This window comes from Rhizobacter sp. P2_D12 (genome assembly GCF_056404395.1).
In genome coordinates, this window is sequence record NZ_JBFUEB010000052.1 from 1 (window position 1) to 14,970 (window position 14,970).

Genomic DNA, 14,970 nt, shown 5'->3' on the forward strand with positions numbered 1-14,970 from the left:
GCCACCACCAGCGGCGGCACCGGCGCCGGCACCGGAGCCGTGGTGGCCAGGTTCAGCGACACCGTCAGCCAGTCGCCGCGGCGGTTGCCGGCACCGGGCGCGGCGCTGCTCAGCTTCACCTCGGACGCCTTGCCGCGCGAGCCGTAGATGAAGTTCGGCGACATGCTGGTCGAGCGCACGATGTGCACGAACTCGAAGCTGCTGTCGTGCGCGATGAAGTTCAGGTTGCCGTTCTCGATGAACAGCCGCGCCGTCACCGCGGTCGGCGGCGCCAGGAAGTTGTCGCGCCGCGAGCTGGACAGCAGCAGCACGTCGTCGCCCGGTTCGGCATTCGCGAAGGCCTGCACCAGCGGCTCGGTGATCTCGGCCAGCTCGTCGGCCGCGAACAGCGGCTGCGGCGTGCCGCGCAGGTCGGCGGCCTTGAACTGCGCCAGCTGCAGCCGCAGGGCCTCGACGTTCAGCTTCACCGGGTGCTGGTTGTCCGGCGCCCCGGCCTCATGCGCCAGCAGCTGCACGCTGGTGAAGTCGCGGATGCGCCAGATGCGCTGCTTGCGCGCCGCGGCGGTCTGCGCATCGGCCTGCGCGGCCTGCCGGCCCAGCAGCGAATCGAACAGGCCGGCCGCTTGTGCCGACCCCAGGGTACTTGCCACGCAGGCTGAGACGACACCCAGCTTCAGCCACGGAGATGCTCGTTTCACGGTCGGTCGATCCTCTGGGATACGGGGGGAAGCCGCGCCCTGGAAAGGCGGCGCGGGTCGCATTGTAGTTTTGCTACGCACCACGCCGCCTACGCGTTTCTCCCCGTCAGCCAAAAGGGCTGCCGCGGCGTTCAGCGCGCCAGCAGGCCGCCCCACTGCCAGAGCGCGAAGCCGGCCAGCAGCACGGCCGACGCCCGGTTGATCAGGCGGCGCCAACGGGCCTGGAAGCGCTCGCGCAGCCGCCCGACCGCGGCCGACAGCAGCAGCCACCACAGCGCCGAGCCGACGAAGACGCCGGCCACCATCACCAGCGGCGAGCCGCCGGCCACCTGGGCGCTCATGGCGCCGAAGATCGCGATGAAGGACACGATGGTCATCGGGTTCGACAGCGTCAGCGCGAAGGTGGCCGCGAAGCAGGTCCACAGCGTCGGCACCGCGGCCGCGCGCCCTGCCGCGTCGGGACCGGCCGCCTGGTGCCAGCCCGACCACGCGAGCCGCAGCAGCACCAGGCCACCGAACACCGCGAGCCAGGTCTTCGCGCCCACCAGCCACGCGATCAGCGCCGTGGCACCGAAGGCGCCGACCGCGCCATACACGGTGTCGGCCGCGGCGGCGCCCATGCCGGTGGCGAGGCCGGCGCGCCAGCCGGCGTCCAGCGTGCGCTGGATGGTCAGCAGCCCGATCGGGCCGACCGGTGCGGCGATCGACAGGCCGATCAGCACCGATTGAAGGAACAGCAGCAGCGATGTCGTCGAGGTCATGCCCCGGATTGTCCCGGCCGGCCCGCGGTTGAGCCATCCGAAACTTCAGGCCAGAATCCAATCGGCCCTCCATTTTTTCGGCCGACCTGCCCGATGACAGAAACACCTCCCGCCCCGGCGCTGGACGACAAGGCCTGGCGCATCCTGATGGCCCTGCAGCGCGACGCACGCAGCCCGCTGAAGACGCTGGCCGAGGCGGCCGGGCTGTCGATCCCCGCCACCGCCGAGCGCATCCGCCGGCTGCAGGACGCCGGCGTCGTCAGCGGCTTCGGTGCCGAGGTCGACCCGCAGCGCGTCGGCTACGGCGTGCGCGCCTGCGTCGGCATCACGGTGCAGCAGCCGCACAAGCGGCGCTTCATCGACAAGCTGCGTGGCACGGCCGAGGTGCTCGAATGCCACCACGTGACCGGCGACGATTCGTTCATGCTGAGCGTCGTCGCGCGCGACCTGCAGGACCTGGAGCGTTTCCTGGGCGAGATCAACGGCTACGGCGAGACGCGCACCTCCGTCGTCTTCTCCACGCCGATCCCGCGCCGCGGCCTGGTGCCGCCCGGCACGGGGCGTGGCAAGGCGGCGCCATGAAGCTGCGGATCGAACCGCTGACGCCCGAGCGCTGGCCCGACCTGGAGGCGATCTTCAACGCCCGCGGCTGCTCGGTGGCGCGCGGCTGCTGGTGCATGTTCTACCGCCGCAGCGGCGACAAGCCGCCGCGTCCGCCGGGGGTCACGCATGCCGAGGCGGCGCGGCGCGAGTTCCGGCAGGTCGTCGAGCGCGGCGAGCCACCCGGGCTGATCGCCTACCGCGGCGACGAGCCGGTCGGCTGGGTCGCGATGGCGCCGCGCGAAGAGTTCAAGAAGCTGCAGCGCTCGGTGGTCATGAAACCGGTGGACGACCAGCCGGTCTGGTCGATCACCTGCTTCGTCGTGCCGTCGAAGTGGCGCGGGCAAGGCGTCGCCAGCGCACTGCTGGCCGGCGCGGTGGCCTACGCGAAGCAGCGCGGCATCGCGCTGGTCGAGGCCTACCCGGTCGACAAGCCCGGGCGGGCCGACGACGACGCGATGTGGTTCGGCGCGAAGTCGATGTACGACGCGGCCGGCTTCGAGGAGGTGGCGCGCCGCAAGCCGACGCGCCCGGTGGTGCGCATCAGGCCCGGCTAGATCACCGGATCGAGCGTGCTCAGGCTGGGCCTGCCGCGGCGGCGGCGCAGCGGCGCGTCTTCGTGGCGCAACTGCTGCGCCGGCAGCGGCCGGCCGAGCAGAAAGCCCTGGATCTCGTCGCAGCCGTGCGCCTGCAGGCGCGCCAGCTGCGTCGCCGTCTCCGCGCCTTCGGCATTGACGCGGATGCCCAGCGCATGCGCCAGCGAGACGATCGAGCCGACGATCAGGTCGACCTTCGGGTCGTTCTCCATGTTCTGCGTGAAGGTGCGGTCGATCTTGACCTTGTGGAACGGGAAGCGCCACAGGTACGCCAGGCTCGAGTACCCGGTGCCGAAGTCGTCCATCACGATGCGCGTGCCCATCGCTGCCAGCGCCTGCAGCGTCTGCAGCACCTGGTCGGTGTTGCGCATCAGCAGCGATTCGGTGATCTCCAGCTGCAGGCGCTGCGGCGCGAGGCCGGTGCTGCGCAGGCAGTCGCTGACGACGCCGACCACGTCGCCCTGGAATTGCGCGGCCGACAGGTTGACCGACACGTCCAGGTGCACCGGCCAGCGCACCGCCTCCTCGCAGGCACGCAGCAGCACCCAGCGGCCCAGCGCCTCGATCAGGCCCGACTGCTCGGCCAGCGGGACGAACTCGGCCGGAGAGATCGCGCCGCGGTCGGGGTGCAGCCAGCGCGCCAGCGCCTCGTAGCCGCTGACATGCAGGCCGTCGGCCTCGACCAGCGGCTGGAAGTGCAGCGTCAGCTGGTCGGCCGCGATCGCCGCCCGCAGGTCGCGCACCAGCACGCGGCGCAGCTGCAGCTCGGCATCCATGCCGGGGTCGTAGAAGCTGAACTGGCCGCGCCCGTCGGCCTTGGCCCGGTACAGCGCCAGGTCGGCCTTGTGCAGCAGCTCGTCGCGCGTCTCGCCGTCGACGCCGTAGATCGCGGCGCCCACGCTCGCCCCGCCATCCAGGCGCAGCCCGCCCAGCTCGTGCGGCACGGCCAGCGCGTCGACCACGCGCTGCGCCAGCGACGACACGTCGTCCGATGCGCGCACGCCGGCCTGCAGGATCGCGAACTCGTCGCCGCCCAGCCGCGCCACCAGGTCGAACTGGCGCACCAGCTCGCCCAGCCGCACCGCGACGCTGCGCAGCGTCTGGTCGCCGGCCGCCTGGCCGTGGGTGTCGTTGATCAGCTTGAAATGGTCCAGGTCCAGGCACAGCACCGCGAACTTCGGCCCGCCGGCGCGGGCGCGCGCCTCGGCCTCGCTGAGCGCCGCGTTGAAGCTCGCGCGGTTCAGCAGGCCGGTCAGCGTGTCGTGCTCGGCGAGGTAGCGCACCTGGTCCTCGGCCTGGCGCTCGCGGCGCGTGCGCACGATCCACTGCCGCACGCTGAAGCCGATCAGCAGCACCAGCGCCAGCGCGACGGCCACCGACACGCGCAGGAAGGCCGACGCGATGCGCGCCGCGCGCTCGGCCTGGTCGACGTAGACCTCGACCACGCCGCCGACGTTGCCGTTGGCGCCCTGCACCGGCACGTAGGCCTCGCTGTAGATGCGCGGCCGGTYGGCGCGCGACGATTCCTTCAGGTAGACGATGCTGCGCCCGCGCAGCACCAGCTCGCGCACCTCGTCGCTGCGCTGCAACGTGTCCGGCGGCGCGGCCCGGTGCGCGCGCGCCAGCTCGTCCGGCCCCAGGCCGAGCTGGTCGGAGGCGAGCATCTCGCGCCCGTGCGGGTCGTAGAGCTTGAAGCGGAACACCTCGCCCAGGCGGCGCAGCCGGCTCAGTTGCTCCACCGCGGCCGGCGTCGGCGGCCGGCCGTCGAAGATGGCATTCAGCTCGGGGACGGTGTCGCGCACGTACTGCGCCCACTGCAGCGCGCTGTGCTCGGCGTCGGCGCGCAGCTGCGCACGCGAGGCCGTCTGCATGGCCCAGCCCACCACGGCGCACGCCAGCGCACTGGCCAGCAGCCAGGCGAGCACCGCACGCCAGGTGGGATTGAGCGAGGTCATTCGGTTCTCCGGCAACCGTTTCGTGCCCGTGCGCAGACGCGGGCGACGGTTTTCCATCCAGGGTTATCGGACACCGAGGCGGCAACCTGAGCCTGCCTTGCGCTGTCCGGCCGTGCGGAATCGCACGACCGTGCGCAGCACGCCTTCCTTCACCTCAAGAAGCGGGGGCTGGCGCCGACATAGGAGCGAGTCTCGTCATGCCCCATCAAGCCCAGCATTCCGTCCCCTTCCCTGCTGCTGGCAGCCACCTGCCGCCCACGGTGCCCGAGGAACGCCAAGCCCGGGCCGGCCGCCGCCGCGGCGAGCGGCTGCGCATGCTCGGCTGGGTGTTCGTCAGCTGCATGATCGACGCCTTGCTGCTGTCGCTGCTGGCGGCCGCGGGCGCGGTCGGCTGGACGGCGCCGGTGTTCTACATGGCCGGTGCCACGCTGGGCTGCGCCGCGTTCTACCTGATGCTGTTTCGCGGCTGGAGCGAGCGCTTCGCCGACCCGTACCTGACCGGCCCGCAGATGATCACCGCGTCGGCGCTGGAGCTGGCGATGGTGCCGCTGGCGCCGGAGGTGGGGGCCTTGACGCTCAGCGTGGTCTTCATCGTGTTCGCCTTCAGCGCGCTGCGGCTGACGCCGCGCCAGCTGCTGCCGCTGTGGGTCGCGATCTCGTTCGGGCTGGTGCTGACCATCGCGCTGTCGCCGCAGGCGCCGGCGCTGCCGCGCGGCACGCCGTGGCAGGCGGCGCTGTCGGCGCTGTGGCTGTCGCTGGCGGTGGGCCGCTGCGCGGTGGTGGGCCTGTACGGCGCCTCGGTGCGCCAGCTGCTGGGCACGCGCAACCGCGAGCTCGCGGCGGCCCAGGGCCAGCTGCAGGCGCTGGCGACGCGCGACGAGCTGACCGGTGCGCTGAACCGCCGCGCCATCATGGCGGCGCTCGAAGAAGCCCTGCAGGCCGGTGCGGCACCGACCGTCGCGCTGATGGACCTGGATCACTTCAAGCAGGTCAACGACAGCCACGGCCACCTGGTGGGCGACGGCGTGCTGCGCCGCTTCGTGGTCAGCGCGATCCGCGCGCTGCGCTCGCACGACCGGCTGGGCCGCTATGGGGGCGAGGAGTTCCTGCTGCTGCTCGCGACCGGCGAGCGCGACACCGCGGCCGCGATCGCCGAGCGGGTGCGCCGCGTCATCGCCGCCGAACCCTGGTGCGAGGTGGCGCCGGGGCTGCGGGTGACGGTCAGCATCGGCCTCGCGACGGCCGCCCCGGGCGAAAGCGCCGAGCAGTTGCTGCAGCGCGCCGACGATGCGCTGTACCGCGCGAAGGCGGCCGGGCGCGACCGCGTGCTGTTCGGCTGATCCGACAACCCGGCACCCCCGCCCTTGAAAGCGCCGTGGGCCGCGCCCACATGCGCATCCTGGAGGACCTTCCCGTGGGTGCGAACGACGCTTTCCTGCTTGATGCCTATTCCGAGACCGTGGCCGGCGTGGTCGAGCGCGCCGGGCCGAGCGTCGCGTCGGTCAAGGTGGTCGGCCACGCCGGCAACCGCGATGCGGCGCTGGGCGGCGGCTCGGGCTTCCTGTTCACGCCCGACGGCTACCTGCTGACCAACTCGCACGTCACGCGCGCCGGCGCGGCGGCGCTGCCGTCGCCGCAGGTGACGCGCCAGCGGGTGTCGCTGAGCGACGGGCGCGAGTTCGATGCGCGCTGGGTCGGCGACGATCCCGACACCGACCTGGCGCTGCTGCACATCGACGGCATGTCGCGCGGCGGGCTGACGCCTCTGACCATCGGCCGCTCGGCGCTGCTTCGGCGCGGCGAGATCGCGATTGCGATCGGCAACCCGCTGGGCTTCGAGCACACGGTGACGGCCGGCATCGTCAGTGCCCTGGGCCGCAGCATGCGCTCGGGCACCGGGCGGCTGATCCCGGACGTGATCCAGACCGATGCGGCGCTGAACCCGGGCAACTCGGGCGGGCCGCTGCTGAATGCGCGCGGCGAGGTGATCGGCGTCAACACCGCGATCATCCGGGGCGCACAGTCGATCAGCTTCGCGGTGGCGATCGACATCGCCGAGTGGGTGATCCCGCAGCTGCTCAAGCACGGCCACGTGCAGCGCGGCTACCTGGGCGTGGGCGGCAGCACGACGGTGCTCGACCGGCGCATCGTGGTCGGGCTCGGGCTGCAGCAATCGCAGGGGGTGCGGGTGCTGGCGGTGGAACGCGAGAGCCCGGCGGCGCGCGGCGGCCTGCGCGAAGGCGACCTGATCATCGGCATCGACGGCACGCCGATCGAATCGGTGGACCGGCTGCACCAGGCGCTGGACGCGAGCCGGATCAACCGCGATTGCGTGCTGAAGCTGCTGCGCGGCAACGCGACCGGGCAGCCGATGTACCTGACGGTGCGGCCGACGCCGCAAGCCGCCAGGTAGTCCGGCCTCGAATCAGGATTAGCATCCGCCCTGGCGCACCCGCCACGCGTGGTGCTCATCACGCCCCTCGGGGCAGGAGCGAAGCGACTGGGGGGCCATGAGAGTTCTGTTGGTCGAGGATGACCGGATGATCGGTGCTGCCGTGCAGCAGGCGCTGGCCGACGCCGCGCACGCGGTCGACTGGGTCACCGACGGCCAGCAGGCGCTGGCCGCCGCCTTCACGCACGCCTACGACATGCTGCTGCTCGACCTCGGCCTGCCACTGCGCGACGGCTTCGACGTGCTGCGCCAGGTGCGCAGCCGCAATCCCCAGGTGCCGATCCTCATCGTCACCGCGCGCGACGAGGTCGAGGACCGCATCGCCGGCCTCGACCTGGGCGCCGACGACTACGTGCTCAAGCCCTTCGACGTGCAGGAACTGCTGGCCCGCATGCGCGCCGTCGTGCGCCGCCAGGCCGGCACCGCGACACCGGTGCTGACCAACGGCGCGATCACGCTCGATCCGGTCACCCGCGACGTCGCCTTCGACGGCCGCAGCGCCGCGCTGTCGGGCCGCGAGTTCTCGCTGCTGCAGGCACTGCTGCTGCGCCCCGGCGCGATCCTGTCGCGCCAGGAACTCGAGGAACGCATCTACGGCTGGAACGAAGAGGTCGAGAGCAACACCGTCGAGGTGCTGATCCACGGCATCCGCCGCAAGCTCGGCCCCAAGGTGATCCGCAACGTGCGCGGCGTCGGCTGGTGCGTGGACCGCGCGGCATGATGCGCACCGCATGAGAAATTCGCTGCAGTTCCGCCTCTCGCTGTGGATGGCCGTGCTGCTGCTGGCCACCGGCGTGGCGGCCGGCGCGCTGTCGTTCTTCTGGGCCCTGCACGAGGCCAACGAGCTGCAGGACGACTTGCTGGAGCAGACGGCCGCGCTGGTGCTGGCCGGCCAGCTGAGCATCAACCCGGTCGAGCCGGCCAGCGCCCCCGTGGGCATGAAGCCGCGCGTTGTGGTCGAGCTGGTCGACACCGCCGTCGCCGAGCCGCTGGTGCCCGGCATCGGCCGGCTGCCGGCCGGCCTGCCGGACGGCCTGGACACCTACACCGCCGAGGGCCACTCGTGGCGCATGCTGCTGACCCACGTGGCCGACGGCCGGCGCATCGTCGTCGCGCAGCAGACCGAGCGCCGCGACGACATCGCACAGGACAGCGCGCTCGCCGCGCTGGTGCCGCTGGTCGTCCTGCTGCCGGTGCTGCTGCTGCTGGTGCGCGTGGTGATCCGCAACACGCTGCGGCCGATCGCGCAGGCCTCCCACCGGCTGGACAAGTTGGACCGCCATGGCGGCATCCCCCAGGTCAACGTGCCGGCCGGCGAGATGCCCGACGAGGTGCGGCCCTTCGTCAGCTCGATCAACGCCTTGCTCGGCCGGCTGGCCGAGGCACTGGAGCAGCAGCGCCGCTTCGTCGCCGATGCGGCGCACGAGCTGCGCTCGCCGATCACCGCGCTGACGGTGCAGGCCGAGAACCTGGGGCACGCCGAGATGTCGCCCGAGGCGCGCAAGCGCTTCGTGCCGCTGCGCGAGGGCCTGTCGCGCTCGCGCGCGCTGCTGGAGCAGCTGCTGTCGCTGGCGCGCGTACAGGCGCGCACCGAGATGCCGCAGCAGGCCGTGGCCCTGCACGAGGTCGTGCGCGAGGTGGTGGCCGACCTGCTGTCGCTGGCCGAGGCGCGCGGCGTCGACCTCGGCGTCGCGCGGCTCGACCCGGTGCAGCTGACGGGCACCCGCGTCGACGTGCGCACGCTGGTGCGCAACGCGGTCGACAACGCGGTGCGCTACACGCCGGCCGGAGGCCGGGTCGACATCAGCGTCTTCGACGAGGCCGGCAGCGCGGTGCTGCGCGTCGACGACAGCGGGCCGGGCATCGCCCCCGACCAGCGCGAGCGCGTCTTCGATGCGTTCTACCGCCTCGTCGGCACGCAGGAGACCGGCAGCGGCCTCGGCCTGTCGATCGCGCGCGGCATCGCGCAGCGCCTGGGCGGCCAGATCACGCTCGGCGACGCACCGGCCGGCGGCCTGCGCTTCGACTACCGCCAGCCGCACGGCCCCGCGAAACTGGGGGGGCCGCTTCCCTAAAGTTCGGTATGGACGCCACGGCGCAGGCCGCTACCGTGGCAGGCTCCTGCACCACCGGAGCAACGGCATGGCCTTGTATCGCAACGTCGGGGGCATCGTGACGATCACGCCCGGCGCCACCCACTACTGGGAATACTGGTTCGACGGTTTCGGGCGCGACGTCGGCGTCGCCGTCGCGGCGCCCAACATCCAGGAGCCGCAGGTCGACGTGAAGCTGGTGGCGCTGAACCCCGGCGTCGTCGCGCATGCCAGCGGCGAGACCGACGGCATCTTCTACACGATCGACATCCGCAACGCGGGCGCGGCGCCGATCCGGTACAACCTGTGCCTCGCAGACTGGAGATGAGCCCCATGCACAGCGCCATCGTCATCACGGAGGCCGGCCGCGTGGTCGGCGTGCAGGTCGAGCTGCCGGTGGGCTCGCGCCACGTCGGGCCGGTCGCGACGCTGCGCGCCGGGCCGTCGCAGCAACTGCACCGCATCGACGTCGAACTGCCCGAAGCGCTGGCCACGGCCGACGAGGTCGGGCGCTTCCACGCCGGCATCGAGAAGCAACTGGCCGGGCTCGGCGTCAAGACCAAGACCAAGACCAAGACCAAGTCCAAGACCCGGAAGTAGCGCCTGCCGCAGAATGCTCCCCTTCGAACGATCGACGATCACGACAAGGGGCAGCGGATGAAGGTATGCATCTATGGCGCGGGCGCCATCGGCGGGTTCATCGGCGCGCGCCTCGCGGCCGGCACCCCGGCCCAGGTCAGCGCGGTCGCGCGCGGGGCCACGCTGCAGTCGCTGCAGCACCATGGCTGGCGCCTGCGCCAGCGCGGTGAGCTGCTCACCGGGCCGGTGACGGCCGTGTCGGATGCGGCCAGCCTGGGCCCGCAGGACCTGGTCGTGATCGCCGTCAAGGGCCCGGCGCTGGCCGCCGTGGCCGACCAGCTCGCCCCGCTGCTGGCCCCGCACACCGTCGTGCTGCCGGCGATGAACGGCGTGCCGTGGTGGTTCGGCCGCGGCATCGCGGCCATCGGCGATGCGCCGCTGGAGAGCGTCGACCCCGGCGGCCGCATCGCCGCGAAGATCCCGCACGAGCAGGTGCTCGGCTGCGTCGTGCATGCCGCCACCACCAGCCCCGAGCCCGGCCTGGTCGAGCACAAGATGGGCCAGGGGCTGATCATCGGCGAGCCCGCGGGCGGCGAATCGGCCCGCGCGCGCGCGGTCGGCGCGCTGCTGGCGCAGGCCGGCTTCGACGTCACCGTGTCGGCCGGCGTGCGCCAGGACATCTGGTACAAGCTGTGGGGCAACATGACGATGAACCCGGTGTCGGCCATCACCGGCGCCACCGTCGACCGCGTGCTCGACGACCCGCTGCTGCTCGCCTTCTGCGCGAACGCGATGCGCGAGGCCTCGGCCATCGGCGCACGCATCGGCTGCGCGATTGCGCAGACGCCCGAAGACCGCCAGCAGGTCACGCGCAAGCTGGGCGCCTTCAAGACCTCGATGCTGCAGGATGTGGAAGCCGGGCGCGGCATCGAGCTCGATGCGCTGGTGGGCGCGGTGCGCGAGATCGCGCAGCGGCTTTCGCTGCCGACGCCCAACATCGATGCGCTGCTCGGGATGACACGGCTGTTCGGGCGCGTACACGGCCTGTACCCCGACTGACCCCTTCACCGGACACCCCATGAACCACCTTGCCCGCTCCCTCGCCGCCGCGCTGCTGACACTGGCCGTCACGTTCGCACATGCACAGACACCGGCGCAGCCCGCCGCCCCCACGCAGCGCCTGCGCGGCACCGTCGAATCCTTCGACAACACCACGCTGGTGGTGAAGGAACGCAGCGGCGAGGTGCTGCGCCTGGCTCTCGCCGACAGCTTCGGCATCAACGAGGTGGTACCGACCGAACTCGGCAGCATCGCCGCCGGCAGCTACATCGGCACCGCCGCGATGCCGCAGGCCGACGGCACGCTGCAGGCGCTGGAGGTGCTGGTGTTTCCCGAGCAGGCGCGCGGCACCGGCGAAGGCCACTACCCCTGGGACCTGCAGCCGGGCAGCACGATGACCAATGCCACCGTCGCCGACGTCGTCGGCCAGGCCAAGGGCCGCACGCTGAAGCTGCGCTACAAGGACGGCGAGAAGACGCTGCAGGTGCCCGAAGGCGTGCCGGTGGTCACCGTGAAGCCGGGCGACCGCTCGCTGCTGGTGCCGGGTGCGAAGGTGCTGGTCACCGCGCAGCTGCGCGACGGCAAGCCGACGGCGCTGCGGGTGCTGGCGGGGCGCAACGGGTTTGCGCCGCCGATGTAGGACCGCCCAGGTCAGGCGAACGAGGCCTGGCGCGCTCCGGTGCGGAAAGCCGCGATCACGTCCAGCAGCCCGGCCGCCTGGATCTTCAGGCTCTCGGCCGCCGCCGCGCTCTCTTCCACCAGCGCCGCGTTCTGCTGCGTGCCGGAGTCGATCGACGCCACCGCCTGGTTCACCTGCACGATGCCGGTGCTCTGCTCGGTGGTCGATGCATTGATCTCGGCGATCAGGTCGGTCATGCGGCGCACCTGGTTCACGATGTCGTCCATCGTGCTGCCGGCCTCGGTGCACAGCAGGCTGCCCGCTTCCACCTTCTCGACGCTGTCGCCGATCAAGGCCTTGATCTCGCGCGCCGCCTGCGCCGAGCGCTGCGCCAGGCTGCGCACTTCGCCGGCCACCACCGCGAAGCCGCGGCCCTGTTCGCCGGCCCGCGCCGCTTCCACTGCCGCGTTCAGCGCCAGGATGTTGGTCTGGAACGCGATGCCGTCGATCACGCCGATGATGTCGGCGATCTTCCTGCTCGACGCAGTGATCTCGCCCATCGTCGCGACGACGCGCTGCACCACCTCGCCACCGCGGCCGGCCACGTCGGCGGCCGACGCCGCCAGCTGGCTGGCCTGGCGCGAGCTGTCGGCGTTCTGCTGCACCGTCTGGGTCATCTGCTGCATCGAGGCCGCCGTCTGCTGCAGAGCGCTCGCCTGCTGCTCGGTGCGGCTGGACAGGTCCTGGTTGCCCATCGCGATCTCGGCCGAGGCCGTCGCGATGCCGTCGGCCGACTGGCGCACCTTGCCCACCATGGTCACCAGGCTGGCGTTCATTTTCTTCAAGGCGGACAGCAGCAGTCCGGTCTCGTCGCGGCTGTCGACCTGGATGTCCGAGCTCAGGTCGCCCGAGGCCACCGCCTCGGCCAGCGTCACCGCACGCAGCAGCGGTGCGGTCACCGCGTTCGACAGGAACCAGCCCAGTGCCACCGCCGCCAGCGTGGCCGCGGCACTCGCGATCACCATCACCAGCCGGTCGCCGGCATAGCCGGTTTCGGCGGCCTTGCCCTGCAGGTCGGCCTGCGCATGCTCGTAGTCGATGACGTCGGTGGTCAGCTTCAGCAGCGCGGCCAGCAGCGGCCGGCATTCGGCGTTCATCTTCGCGACCGCCTCGTCGCGCTTGCCTTCCAGTGCCATGCCGACGATCGACAGTGCGACGGCGTCGTAGCGGGTTTCCACGTCGTCGAGCTGCGCCACCAGGTCGCGGTCGCGCTGGGTCACGTCCTTGCTGGTCGACAGCGCGGCCTTCAGCCGGGCCATCGCCGCCTTGGTCGCCTCGTGCGACTGCGTGACCGCCGCCTTCTCGAGGTCGCGGTCGGCCGGCGTCGTCACCAGCACCAGGTTGCGCGCGGCGATCGCGCGCTGCGTGGCGGCGCCGCGCAGCTCGGTGGCCAGGCGCTCGCGCTGGCCGACGCCGCCCAGGTAGTCGGTGAAACGGCCGTTCGAGCGGCCCAGCGAATGCAGCGCCAGCCCCGACACCAGCAGCACGATGGCCGCCAGCAGCGCAAAACTCAGCATCAACTTGGTCTTGACGCGGACGTGCCTGAAGTTCATGGGTCTATCCTCGGGATCGCTGTGGATCGGTGACGGTGTTGAAGGTCGATTGTTCGATGGCGCTGCCATGCTGCCCAGACGGCGCCCGCCGATGCGTCCCGTCGGCGCAGCACCGATTGAACTTGAAGGCAATCAACCTACAAGGCCGGAACAGGCGCTCGTTCCGGCGCCAATCGCCGCGCCGATCCCCTGCAGTCGCGGGGGGCCGGGCCGGCTTCTCCCCAAATGTCGGGATGGCAGCCTGCACCGGGGCGCCTAAGGTTGCCGCCATGGATCCCGCGAACCTCCCCGCCGTCCCCGACACCGCCCTCGTGCTGCAGTGGGTGTTCGGCGGTGTGGTGGTGCTGCTCTACGCCCGCGACCGCTTCGAGCACCCGCAGCCGATGCGCGCCACCACCACCTTCTGGCGTTACTGGTCGGCCTGGTGCGGCTACATCGCCGCGATGCTGGCGCTGTTCGTCGTGCTGGGCGGCGGCATCACGGCGGTGAAGACGCAGCAGCTGCTGTCGCTGGTGAACCTGGCCGGTGGCGACGCGGCCACGCCGGCGGCGCTGAAGGACGCCGCCGTGCTGCCAGGCCCGCTGCTGTCGGCGCTGGTGCTGACCTCGCTGCTGCCGCACTTCCCGCTGCTCGGCCGCATCGACGACGCGGTGAAGAAATGGTTCCAGCGCGTGGGCAACATGCCGATCGAGGTGCGCATGCTCAGCGCCCGGCTTGCCGCGGCCCACTACGAACTGCCGCCGCAAGCCGCCGAACGGTTGAACCCCGGGCTGCGCGCCTTCGGCGTCGATGCGGCGTGGCTGCGCGAGCCGCCCGACACGGTGCGCAACCGCTGGGCCCGCTGCGTCGCGCTGCTGGCCCAGGTGCAGCACTGGGAGGAAGAACGCAGCTACGCTCGCTACGTCGACGAGAACAAGGCGGCGCTGAACGAGGTCCGCACGCGCATGGCGACGCTGGCCGAGCTGCTGGACGCGCAGGCGCTGGCCGAACTCGACCGCGACGGCGCGACGCCGCTGCTGCTGCACGTGCGCAAGGGCGTGTTGCGCGACCTCTCGCAGGCGCAGCGTGCGCTGCACGACTTCGTCAGCGGCGGCGTGCTGAGCGGCGGGCGCAGCCATGCACAGCGGCGCGCGGCGCTGGCGCGGCTCGGCTTCTCCGGCCTGCCGGCCACGCGCGAGCCGCTGAACGCGCACGACATCGTGCTGGTGATGGGCATCGTGTTCCTCGCGATGCTGTTCGTGCCGCTGATGACGCGGCGCTTCTTCTATGCGCAGCCGCTGGACGCCAGCCTGCGGGTGCTGGTGATGGTGCCGATGATCTACGCCATCGCCATCGTGCTGGCGGTGTACCCGAAATCGATGTGGCCGGCCGCGAGCCGCTCGACCGAGCGCCGGCCGGTGGCCGCCTACGCGCTGTCGGGCGCGCTGGCCGCGGTGGCGGCCTTCGGCGTCTCGCTGCTGTTCCGCTTCGCGTTCGACCAGCAAGGCAACGTGGTGCAGGCGCTGGCCACGCCGGATGCCTTCGTCAAGGCCTGGAGCGTGACGGTGCAGCGCTGGCCCTGGCTGCTGCAGACCTTCTTCGTGACGGTGGCGATCGCGTGGGCGGCCGACGACCACCTGCCCGCCACCGGCCCGGCACCGCGCTGGCTGCGCTGGAGCGAGACGGCCGCCCTGGCAGGCATCTTCATGCTGCTGCAGTGGACGGTCGTCGAGCTGCTGATCGCCTACACCGGCGGCGGCGCGCGCCTGGCCGGGCGGCTGCCGCAGATGCTGGCCACGTCGGGCGTCGTCGGGGGCGCGATCGGCTGTTTCGTGCCGCACCTGTTCCGCTCGCGCGCGCGGCCGCCGGCCGAGGCGGTGACCGGGCCCGAGGCCGTGCAGCCTGTCGCGCACAGGGCAGCATAGGGCACTGTCCGACCCGACGAGGGGGTCGCGTCCGGCAGATC

15 protein-coding genes are annotated in these 14,970 nt (G+C 71.9%); 11 read left to right on the forward strand and 4 right to left on the reverse strand.

Annotation, left to right across the window (positions count from 1 at the left end):
• A partial coding sequence (locus AC1DYN_RS17820) for a hypothetical protein (protein WP_477961916.1) occupies window positions 1-698 on the reverse strand: 698 nt, incomplete at its 3' end.
• A 131-nt stretch (window positions 699-829) separates the two neighbouring features.
• Window positions 830-1,459, reverse strand: coding sequence for a LysE/ArgO family amino acid transporter (locus AC1DYN_RS17825; protein ID WP_477961918.1), 630 nt, complete (start codon window positions 1,457-1,459; stop codon window positions 830-832).
• Window positions 1,460-1,552: 93 nt separating this feature from the next.
• Here AC1DYN_RS17825 and AC1DYN_RS17830 point away from each other — a divergent pair, with 93 nt between their 5' ends.
• The gene (locus tag AC1DYN_RS17830; protein ID WP_477961920.1) at window positions 1,553-2,041 is read left to right on the forward strand and encodes an Lrp/AsnC family transcriptional regulator; all 489 of its coding nucleotides are present in this window, start codon (window positions 1,553-1,555) and stop codon (window positions 2,039-2,041) included.
• Window positions 2,038-2,616 carry a GNAT family N-acetyltransferase gene (locus tag AC1DYN_RS17835; RefSeq protein WP_477961922.1) on the forward strand — a complete coding sequence of 193 codons (579 nt, stop codon included), beginning with the start codon at window positions 2,038-2,040 and terminating at the stop codon, window positions 2,614-2,616. Before AC1DYN_RS17830 ends, AC1DYN_RS17835 begins: the two co-directional genes overlap by 4 nt.
• Here AC1DYN_RS17835 and AC1DYN_RS17840 read toward each other — a convergent pair.
• Window positions 2,613-4,610: a putative bifunctional diguanylate cyclase/phosphodiesterase gene (locus AC1DYN_RS17840; protein WP_477961924.1), complete on the reverse strand. Its 1,998-nt coding sequence runs from the start codon at window positions 4,608-4,610 to the stop codon at window positions 2,613-2,615. The genes AC1DYN_RS17835 and AC1DYN_RS17840 overlap by 4 nt on opposite strands.
• A gap of 197 nt (window positions 4,611-4,807) precedes the next feature.
• Between AC1DYN_RS17840 and AC1DYN_RS17845 the strand changes: the two genes are divergently transcribed.
• From AC1DYN_RS17845 to AC1DYN_RS17880, 8 genes are all read left to right on the forward strand, one after another.
• Complete coding sequence (locus tag AC1DYN_RS17845) at window positions 4,808-5,950, forward strand: GGDEF domain-containing protein (protein ID WP_477961926.1); 1,143 nt, start codon at window positions 4,808-4,810, stop codon at window positions 5,948-5,950.
• A 50-nt stretch (window positions 5,951-6,000) separates the two neighbouring features.
• On the forward strand, window positions 6,001-7,023 hold the full coding sequence (locus tag AC1DYN_RS17850) for a S1C family serine protease (RefSeq protein ID WP_477962007.1): 1,023 nt from the start codon (window positions 6,001-6,003) through the stop codon (window positions 7,021-7,023).
• 97 nt (window positions 7,024-7,120) lie between these two features.
• Entirely contained in the window at window positions 7,121-7,783 is a 663-nt protein-coding gene (locus AC1DYN_RS17855) for a response regulator transcription factor (RefSeq protein WP_477961928.1), read from the forward strand.
• A gap of 10 nt (window positions 7,784-7,793) precedes the next feature.
• Window positions 7,794-9,137 (forward strand): ATP-binding protein, encoded by a 1,344-nt coding sequence (locus tag AC1DYN_RS17860; protein ID WP_477961930.1) that lies wholly within the window; start codon window positions 7,794-7,796, stop codon window positions 9,135-9,137.
• 67 nt (window positions 9,138-9,204) lie between these two features.
• Window positions 9,205-9,483 carry a hypothetical protein gene (locus AC1DYN_RS17865; RefSeq protein ID WP_477961933.1) on the forward strand — a complete coding sequence of 93 codons (279 nt, stop codon included), beginning with the start codon at window positions 9,205-9,207 and terminating at the stop codon, window positions 9,481-9,483.
• Window positions 9,480-9,755: a hypothetical protein gene (locus AC1DYN_RS17870; protein ID WP_477961935.1), complete on the forward strand. Its 276-nt coding sequence runs from the start codon at window positions 9,480-9,482 to the stop codon at window positions 9,753-9,755. Before AC1DYN_RS17865 ends, AC1DYN_RS17870 begins: the two co-directional genes overlap by 4 nt.
• 57 nt (window positions 9,756-9,812) lie before the next feature.
• Entirely contained in the window at window positions 9,813-10,793 is a 981-nt protein-coding gene (locus AC1DYN_RS17875) for a 2-dehydropantoate 2-reductase (protein ID WP_477961937.1), read from the forward strand.
• A 19-nt stretch (window positions 10,794-10,812) separates the two neighbouring features.
• Window positions 10,813-11,433 (forward strand): hypothetical protein, encoded by a 621-nt coding sequence (locus AC1DYN_RS17880; RefSeq protein ID WP_477961938.1) that lies wholly within the window; start codon window positions 10,813-10,815, stop codon window positions 11,431-11,433.
• 11 nt (window positions 11,434-11,444) lie between these two features.
• On the opposite strand, the gene AC1DYN_RS17885 is transcribed toward AC1DYN_RS17880, so the two are convergent.
• Window positions 11,445-13,025, reverse strand: coding sequence for a methyl-accepting chemotaxis protein (locus AC1DYN_RS17885; RefSeq protein ID WP_477961940.1), 1,581 nt, complete (start codon window positions 13,023-13,025; stop codon window positions 11,445-11,447).
• Between the two features lie 269 nt (window positions 13,026-13,294).
• On the opposite strand from AC1DYN_RS17885, the gene AC1DYN_RS17890 reads away from it, so the two are divergent.
• Entirely contained in the window at window positions 13,295-14,929 is a 1,635-nt protein-coding gene (locus tag AC1DYN_RS17890; RefSeq protein WP_477961942.1) for a hypothetical protein, read from the forward strand.
• The last annotated feature ends 41 nt before the right edge of the window (window positions 14,930-14,970 follow it).

What these genes read in the sequence shown, in the direction of transcription:
- AC1DYN_RS17825 (WP_477961918.1), bottom strand. Translation starts at nt 1,459, where the DNA reads ATGACCTCGACGACATCGCTGCTGCTGTTCCTTCAATCGGTGCTGATC.
- AC1DYN_RS17830 (WP_477961920.1), top strand. Translation starts at nt 1,553, where the DNA reads ATGACAGAAACACCTCCCGCCCCGGCGCTGGACGACAAGGCCTGGCGC.
- AC1DYN_RS17835 (WP_477961922.1), top strand. Translation starts at nt 2,038, where the DNA reads ATGAAGCTGCGGATCGAACCGCTGACGCCCGAGCGCTGGCCCGACCTG.
- AC1DYN_RS17845 (WP_477961926.1), top strand. Translation starts at nt 4,808, where the DNA reads ATGCCCCATCAAGCCCAGCATTCCGTCCCCTTCCCTGCTGCTGGCAGC.
- AC1DYN_RS17850 (WP_477962007.1), top strand. Translation starts at nt 6,001, where the DNA reads ATGCGCATCCTGGAGGACCTTCCCGTGGGTGCGAACGACGCTTTCCTG.
- AC1DYN_RS17855 (WP_477961928.1), top strand. Translation starts at nt 7,121, where the DNA reads ATGAGAGTTCTGTTGGTCGAGGATGACCGGATGATCGGTGCTGCCGTG.
- AC1DYN_RS17860 (WP_477961930.1), top strand. Translation starts at nt 7,794, where the DNA reads ATGAGAAATTCGCTGCAGTTCCGCCTCTCGCTGTGGATGGCCGTGCTG.
- AC1DYN_RS17865 (WP_477961933.1), top strand. Translation starts at nt 9,205, where the DNA reads ATGGCCTTGTATCGCAACGTCGGGGGCATCGTGACGATCACGCCCGGC.
- AC1DYN_RS17870 (WP_477961935.1), top strand. Translation starts at nt 9,480, where the DNA reads ATGAGCCCCATGCACAGCGCCATCGTCATCACGGAGGCCGGCCGCGTG.
- AC1DYN_RS17875 (WP_477961937.1), top strand. Translation starts at nt 9,813, where the DNA reads ATGAAGGTATGCATCTATGGCGCGGGCGCCATCGGCGGGTTCATCGGC.
- AC1DYN_RS17880 (WP_477961938.1), top strand. Translation starts at nt 10,813, where the DNA reads ATGAACCACCTTGCCCGCTCCCTCGCCGCCGCGCTGCTGACACTGGCC.
- AC1DYN_RS17885 (WP_477961940.1), bottom strand. Translation starts at nt 13,025, where the DNA reads ATGAACTTCAGGCACGTCCGCGTCAAGACCAAGTTGATGCTGAGTTTT.
- AC1DYN_RS17890 (WP_477961942.1), top strand. Translation starts at nt 13,295, where the DNA reads ATGGATCCCGCGAACCTCCCCGCCGTCCCCGACACCGCCCTCGTGCTG.